At 63.4% G+C, this 7099-nt stretch carries 9 protein-coding genes; 6 read left to right on the forward strand and 3 right to left on the reverse strand.

Annotated features, from left to right (window positions below; translation table 11 throughout):
* Positions 1-74: 74 nt before the first annotated feature.
* The 4 genes from E8A46_RS30080 to E8A46_RS30095 all read left to right on the forward strand — a co-directional run bounded on the left by E8A46_RS30080 (position 75) and on the right by E8A46_RS30095 (position 3135).
* Positions 75-536, forward strand: coding sequence for a GNAT family N-acetyltransferase (locus tag E8A46_RS30080; RefSeq protein ID WP_291568877.1), 462 nt, complete (start codon positions 75-77; stop codon positions 534-536).
* Positions 537-882: 346 nt separating this feature from the next.
* A complete protein-coding gene (locus E8A46_RS30085; protein WP_291568879.1) occupies positions 883-1824 on the forward strand; it encodes an aldo/keto reductase in 942 nt (313 codons plus the stop codon).
* A 181-nt stretch (positions 1825-2005) separates the two neighbouring features.
* Entirely contained in the window at positions 2006-2209 is a 204-nt protein-coding gene (locus tag E8A46_RS30090; RefSeq protein WP_291568881.1) for a hypothetical protein, read from the forward strand.
* A gap of 281 nt (positions 2210-2490) precedes the next feature.
* Positions 2491-3135, forward strand: a complete 645-nt coding sequence (locus tag E8A46_RS30095) for a nitroreductase family protein (RefSeq protein WP_291568883.1) — start codon at positions 2491-2493, stop codon at positions 3133-3135.
* Between the two features lie 59 nt (positions 3136-3194).
* Here the strand turns inward: E8A46_RS30095 and E8A46_RS30100 are convergent, their stop codons facing one another.
* Both E8A46_RS30100 and E8A46_RS30105 read right to left on the reverse strand, forming a co-directional pair.
* The gene (locus tag E8A46_RS30100; RefSeq protein ID WP_291568885.1) at positions 3195-3668 is read right to left on the reverse strand and encodes an EF-hand domain-containing protein; all 474 of its coding nucleotides are present in this window, start codon (positions 3666-3668) and stop codon (positions 3195-3197) included.
* Positions 3669-3851: 183 nt separating this feature from the next.
* On the reverse strand, positions 3852-4571 hold the full coding sequence (locus E8A46_RS30105; RefSeq protein ID WP_291568887.1) for a glutathione binding-like protein: 720 nt from the start codon (positions 4569-4571) through the stop codon (positions 3852-3854).
* Positions 4572-4830: 259 nt separating this feature from the next.
* On the opposite strand from E8A46_RS30105, the gene E8A46_RS30110 reads away from it, so the two are divergent.
* Both E8A46_RS30110 and E8A46_RS30115 read left to right on the forward strand, forming a co-directional pair.
* Entirely contained in the window at positions 4831-5070 is a 240-nt protein-coding gene (locus E8A46_RS30110) for a hypothetical protein (protein ID WP_291568888.1), read from the forward strand.
* A complete protein-coding gene (locus E8A46_RS30115; RefSeq protein ID WP_291568890.1) occupies positions 5063-5257 on the forward strand; it encodes a zf-TFIIB domain-containing protein in 195 nt (64 codons plus the stop codon). The genes E8A46_RS30110 and E8A46_RS30115 overlap by 8 nt, the downstream gene beginning before the upstream one ends.
* Positions 5258-5270: 13 nt before the next feature.
* On the opposite strand, the gene pgm is transcribed toward E8A46_RS30115, so the two are convergent.
* Positions 5271-6920 carry a phosphoglucomutase (alpha-D-glucose-1,6-bisphosphate-dependent) gene (gene pgm, locus E8A46_RS30120; RefSeq protein ID WP_291568892.1) on the reverse strand — a complete coding sequence of 550 codons (1650 nt, stop codon included), beginning with the start codon at positions 6918-6920 and terminating at the stop codon, positions 5271-5273.
* Between the last annotated feature and the right edge of the window lie 179 nt (positions 6921-7099).

The following is a 7099-nucleotide window of genomic DNA, read 5'->3' on the forward strand; positions in this document are numbered from 1 at the left end:
CCTGATCACCGCGGTCTCTAAGAAGAGGCGCGCGGGCTTGCCGCCTGAACAATCCTCCTGTCGCGAATGAAGCAATGTCCGACGATCTCACCATCCGCCTTGTGACCCGGCAGGACTACGACCAATGGCTTCCGCTGTGGGCCGGCTACAACGCGTTCTACGGGCGATCGGGCGCCACCGCACTTTCCCCCGAAATTACCGCGATGACGTGGGCGCGCTTCTTCGACGCCTATGAACCTGTCCGTGCTCTCGTCGCCGACAGCGGCGGACGATTGCTCGGCCTGACGCATTATCTGTTCCACCGCAGCACGACCGCCATCGAGCCGGTCTGCTATTTGCAGGATCTGTTCACCGACGAGACGGCGCGCGGAAAAGGCGTCGGCAGGGCACTCATCGAGGGGGTCTATGAACAGGCCAGGCGTGCCGGATTGCGCCGCGTGTATTGGCAAACGCACGAGACCAACCGCACCGCGCAGCAACTCTACAACAAGGTCGCCGAGCACTCCGGCTTTGTGGTTTACCGCAAGCAGTTCTGACGCGTTCTTTCGCGGTGCTTCCGCGTCTTGCCGCATTCTTGACGGCCTCGGATCAGCCCGCCGCAATCGGCCCGTCGCCAAACGGCCTGTGGATAAGTCTGGCTGTCACGGCTGCGTAACAAAGCCTAGCTAGGTTCCGCCTGCGTCTGATCAGGCCCCCCGTCAACGATCAAGCGCCCCAAGCGGTCCCCGTCAGTCGCCGCGTCTGACCGGGGCCGCACTTTTTTGTGCTATTGCCGATTTGCCGTATCGTCGATGGCGCCGAATACAGCCGCCGCGCGATGGCGCTCAGGCCGCAACATGCAATATGATCGGCCCCCGGCACCGCTTCCCACAGGATTGATCCATGCAAATTCGCAACCTCGGCGGCTCGGGCCTGCGCGTTTCCGCCATCGGCCTCGGCTGCAACAATTTCGGCCAGCGCACTGATCTCGAAACCTCGCGCAAGGTGATCCACAGGGCGATCGACCTCGGCGTCACGCTGTTCGATACCGCCGATATCTATGCGGGCATCGGCGGTTCCGAGACGGTGCTCGGCGAGGTGCTCGGCGACCGACGCAAGGACATCGTGCTGGCGACGAAATATTCCAAGCCGATGGCGACCGACGGCACCAAACAGGGCGCGTCACGGCGCTACATCATGTCCGCCGTCGAGGCCAGCCTGAGGCGGCTGAAGACCGACTATATCGATCTCTACCAGCAGCACGATTACGATTCCCTGACGCCGATCGAGGAAACCTTGCGCGCATTGGACGATCTGATCCGGCAGGGCAAGGTGCGCTACATCGGCAATTCGAACTTTCCGGCCTGGCGCATCGCGGAAGCCGAACACGTCGCGCGCGCGATCAACGTCAATCGTTTCGTCTCCTGCCAGGACGAATATAGCCTGGTGGTGCGCGGGATCGAGAAGGATCTGCTGCCGGCGGCGCGGCAATACAATCTCGGACTGTTGCCGTACTTTCCGCTCGCCAGCGGACTGCTCACCGGAAAATACAAGCGCGGCACGAGCGCACCGGAAGACACGCGATTTGCCAAAATGCCCGCGCTGCGCGACCACTATGCCACGCCGCGCAACGAGGACACGGCCGAGAAGCTGCAGGCCTTCGCGCAAGCGCGCGGCCATACCATGCTCGAACTGGCGTTCTCTTGGCTGGCGTCGCAGCCGCAGGTATCCAGCGTCATCGCCGGCGCCACGCGCGTCGAGCAGATCGAGCAGAACGTCAAGGCAATCGGCTGGGCGCTCAGCACGGAAGAGATGGCGGAGATCGACGGGATCACGAAGGGGTAGCGGGCGGCGCTCGCGCCCTCGCCCCTCCCCTTGCGGGGTCGAGACGAGCCAAACTCGCTCTGAGAGGATCGGGATGAAGGGCTCTTCCATCCGCGAGCGCCGTGTTGACAACAGCAGTGTGCCTTGCCCCCACATGGGATCAACCCGACATGAAAAACGCGGCGAAGGTTTGGTTCGATTCATGACAAATCGGTTGGAAATTGCGCCCTCGCGCCGCCTCGCCTGTTCGCGATGCGGAACGGAATTCACCTGCAATCTGGCCGGGCCGTGCTGGTGCGCCGAGGAGGTTGTGCGCCTGCCGATGCCCGGCGATGGCGGGGATTGCCTGTGCCGCGATTGTCTGCGCAAGGCAGCGGCACAGGGCTCCGAAAGCCCACAGCCATAGTCGTATCAAGACCGGCAGCGATAGCCACCGTCATTGCGAGCGAAGCGAAGCAATCCATGGCACCGGCAAGCGGGAATGGATTGCTTCGTCGCTATCGCTCCTCGCAATGACGGGAGGGCGCGCGTTCGCGCGACCCGTTGGCTCGCAATGACGTCGGCGGCTCAGCCGCTCACTTTTTTGATCTAGGACAAGACCCTTCGGCTCATTATCGGGATTCATCATCGGCAGGCGTACCCGCGCGCATGCAAGGCTCGCTCAACCCACAACGGGAGATCGACACGATGAGTACCCTGACAAAACTGGCGCTCGGCGTCATGGGGCAGTTGCGTCCCAAGCCGGCGCAGGGCGACGCTGTTCCGAGGATTGCGCTGCCCGTCCCCGACAAGACCGGCGGCATGCCGCTGATGGAGGCGATCGCGGCGCGGCGCTCGGCCCGCGCATTCTCGCCCAGGGAATTGCCGCTACCGATGCTTTCCAGCCTGCTGTGGGCGGCCTTCGGCATCAACCGCGCCGACGGCGGACGAACCGCGCCGTCGGCGATCAACGCGCAGGAGATCGACGTCTATGTCGCGCTGCCGTCAGGTGCCTATCTGTACGATGCAGCCGAGAACGCGTTGCGGCTGGTGGCCGGCAGCGATCTGCGGCGCGTGACCGGATACCAGGATTTCGTCGACGAGGCGGCGCTGGACCTTGTCTATGTCGCCGACCACAGCCGCATGAAGCTGGTGCCGGCGGCGAGCCGGGCGGGCTACGCCTTCGTCGCGGCCGGCGCGATCACCGAGAATGTCTACCTGTTCGCCGCCGGCAACGGGCTCGCTACCGTGATCCGCGCCTGGATCGATCGCGACGCCATCGCAGGCGCGCTGGGGCTCGGCCACGACGAGCAGGTGCTGCTGTCGCAGACGGTGGGCTTCCCCAAGGGCTGACGACGCCGCCGTTTTGCGGTTCAGGTCACGATCAACCGGCGCGCGCAGCCTTCGCGGCATCAGTGAAAGCGGTCGCGCGGCCGTTCCTGCGGCGCCCGCGGATCGGTCCTGGGCGTCGCCGCCGCCCTGATCTCGTCGGGCGTGACGCGGCAGTCGCCATTGCTGTCGAACCGCAAAATGAACGCGCTCGGTTTTTCGACCAACTCCTTGCGCGAGATCTTGCCATCCTGGTTCTCGTCGAAATAACCGAAATCCGCTTCGGCCAGCGAAGGCTCGGCTTTCTTGACCGTTTCGAACTCGGACGGACTGAGACTGCCGTCATGGTTGCGATCGGCCGACTTGAACACCCCGTCCATGAAACTCTTCCATTCGTCGCAGGTGTAAACGCCGTCGTGGTTGGCGTCCCATAGCGGCGGCCCGTTGTTGAGCATGGGGTCGGGCCGGGGAGCGGGCTGGGTAAGCGCGAGAGAACTTGCCGTCAAAAGCAACCCGATCGTGAGGCCGATCCCAAGCACCAATTTTCGGTACGCCAATGTCGTCTCCTGTCGCTGCGGCGCGAGGCCGCGAATGATACACGGCGGCGCGCGTCGAACTGGCACGCCTCATCGTGGCCGAGCGGTTCGCGTCAGCCGTCGCCGCTATCTATACCGGTCCGTTGGAGCTTGTCATCGGCAGCTGGCCACGATGGCGCCATCGCGGCCTTGGCTATTAAAAAGCTATTTTACCACCGCGGCGGTCTGCCCGAACAACAGCTTGCGCTCTTCCTCGGTGCGGATCGCGGGCTGTCCGAAATTCGGATTGACCTCCTTGGCCCTGGCGTAGGCGCGCACCGTGGCCGGCCGCTCGCGGATGGTCTCGAGCCAGCGCTTGAGATGCGGAAAATCCTCGATGTTCTGGCTCTGGTTCTTGTACGGCACGATCCACGGATAGCAGGCCATGTCCGCGATCGAATAATCGCCGGCGATGAATTCGCGATTCGAGAGCCGCTTGTTGAGCACGCCATAAAGACGGTTGGTCTCGTTGACGTAGCGATCGATGGCGTATTTGATTTTCTCCTCGGCGTAGTTCGAGAAGTGATGGTTCTGCCCCGCCATCGGTCCGAGCCCGCCCATCTGCCAGAACGTCCATTGAATGGCGTCGTAGCGGCCGTAGAGATCGGCGGGCAAGAATTTTCCGGTCTTCTCGGCGAGATAGAGCAGCATCGCGCCGGATTCGAAGATCGAGATCGGCTTAGCCCCGCCCTTGCCGTCTCCCTTGGGCTCGTGGTCGACCAGCGCCGGAATCCGGTTGTTCGGCGCGATCGCCAGGAACTCCGGCTTGAACTGATCGCCCTTGCCGATGTTGATCGGGAAAATTTGGTACTTCAGCCCGGTCTCCTCGAGAAACATCGTGATCTTGTGGCCGTTCGGCGTGGTCCAATAGTAAAGATCGATCATGGCAACGTTCCCATCGTGACGGAATTTTCGGGGCATCGCGAAATGGATGCGGATGCATGAATGTCGTCATAACGCCGGGTCAAGTCAATGGCAGCGCCATCCGGTACTGCGAAAGTGATCGCACATCGGTTCACGCCGCCGGCGTCCAGCGGCCGGTGTTGCCCGGCCCGAAAGATCTGCCGCCAGATGTGAACCAGTTCACACGCGTTCGGGCGGACTCATGTTTTGCTCAGGCAACGGATATTGCCGGGGGCGCGACATGGATTACAGCGGCTTTCAAATCAAGACTTTCGAGGCCGGAACCGGTCTCTGGCACGCCAGGATCAGGCGGGCGGATCTGGAGCCGGTGGTGATCGACGGGGTTTCGTTTCCCGAACTGGAAGTCGGTTTCGCCTGGTCCGACGCCGATGCGGCGATCGCGGATGCAAAATCCCGCATCGACTATCTCAACCAGCGCTGCGTGAACGTCGAGCCAAAATGGGAAGCCGCCCATGCATGATTGCGAAACCAAGTCCCCCGCCGCGGTGCGGTCCACTTGCCCGGAATGCGAAGGCCAGCTCAAAGTCCTGCGCGTCATCTCCGGCCGCGCCGGCTCCGAATACTGGACCATGCGCTGCACGCGCTGCGGCGGCATCCATCTGGACATCGTCAAGGGCTCGTCGCAATCGCCATCCCCGGCGGCGTAGCTTCTGAGAGCCCCTAGCCCTTGAACGCCTGCGCGATCGCGGCTTGGGCGTCGTGCTGGATCTGCTTCAGGTGGTCCCCGCTGCGAAAACTCTCCGCATAGATCTTGTAGACGTCTTCGGTGCCCGAAGGCCGCGCGGCGAACCAGCCGTGGTCCGAGGTGACCTTGATCCCGCCGAACGGCTGGCCGTTGCCGGGAGCCGCGGTCAGCGTCGCGCGCACCGGCTCGCCGGCGAGTTCCTTCATGGCGAGCTTGTCGGCCGACAGCGCCTTCAGCAGGTTCTTCTGCTGCGCGGTCGCAGGCGCGTCGATCCGTTCATAGAAGGGCACGCCGAGTTCGGCCGTGAGGGAATCGAACAACTGACTCGGATCGCGCTTGGTTTGCGCGGTCATCTCGGCGGCCAACAGCCCCAGGATGATGCCGTCCTTGTCGGTGGTCCACACCGACCCGTCGCGCCGCAGGAACGAGGCCCCGGCGCTCTCCTCGCCGGCGAAACCGAACGCGCCGCCGATCAGTCCGTCGACGAACCATTTGAAGCCGACCGGGGTTTCCACCAGCCGGCGGCCGAGCTTGGCCGCGACGCGGTCGATGATCGCGCTCGAGACGATGGTCTTGCCGACCGCGCTGTCCTTTCGCCATTGCGGGCGATGCTCGAACAGATAGGCGATCGCGGCGGCCAGATAATGGTTCGGATTCATCAGGCCGTTCGAGCGCGTCACGATGCCGTGTCGGTCTGCGTCGGTGTCATTGGCAAAGGCGACATCGAACTTGTCGCGCATCCCGATCAGCCGCGCCATCGCGTAAGGCGACGAACAGTCCATCCGGATCTTGCCGTCCCAGTCCACCGTCATGAAGCGGAAGGTCGGATCGACCGTGTCGCTTATAATGGTGGCGTCAAGGCCGTAGCGCTCGATGATCGGCTGCCAGTAGCGCACCGCCGCTCCCCCTAAGGGATCGATGCCGATCTTCACGCCGGCGGCGCGGATCGCTGCCATGTCGACGACATTGCCGAGGTCGGCGACATAGGGCGTGATGTAATCGTGGCGATGGACATTGGACGCCTGGCGGGCGCGCCCGTAAGGCATGCGCTTGACGCCGGCAAGGCCGCTCTCGAGATAGAAGTTGGCGGCGCGCTCGATGGCACCGGTGATGTCGGTATCGGCCGGGCCGCCGTTCGGCGGATTATATTTGAAGCCGCCATCCTCGGGTGGATTGTGCGACGGCGTGATCACCACGCCATCGGCAAGGCCCTCGCTGCGGCCTTTATTGTAGCTGAGGATCGCGTGCGAGATCACCGGCGTCGGCGTGTAGCCGTCGTGATCGTCGATCATCACCTCGACGCCGTTGGCGGCGAACACCTCCAGCGCGCTCGCCAGCGCCGGTTCCGCCAGCGCGTGGGTGTCGATGCCGACGAACAGCGGGCCGGAAAGGCCGACCTTGCCGCGATGATCGCACAGCGCCTGGCTGATCGCCAGAATATGCGCCTCGTTGAAGGCATTGTTGAACGCCGAGCCGCGATGCCCCGAAGTGCCGAACGCCACCCGCTGCGCCGCCACCTTCGGATCGGGCTGGCCGGCAAAATAAGCCGTCACCAGCCGCGGAATATTCGCCAGCATCGAGGGATCGGCAACCTTGCCGGCGAGCGGATTGACATTTGCGGCCACGGAGTTTCCTTGGAAAAATTCGAACCAGCGGCAGTGTAGATAGATTTTGCCGGCGCGAACAAGGGACGGCTCGGCGATGCAATGGTGAGACTCCCTCATTCCGGGGCGATGCGAAGCATCGAACCCGGAATCTCGAGATTCCGGGTCTGGTGCTAGCGCACCATCCCGGAATGACGGAG

The sequence above is a fragment of the Bradyrhizobium sp. genome, assembly GCF_004799445.1.
In the GTDB taxonomy this organism is placed as follows: Bacteria; Pseudomonadota; Alphaproteobacteria; order Rhizobiales; family Xanthobacteraceae; genus Bradyrhizobium.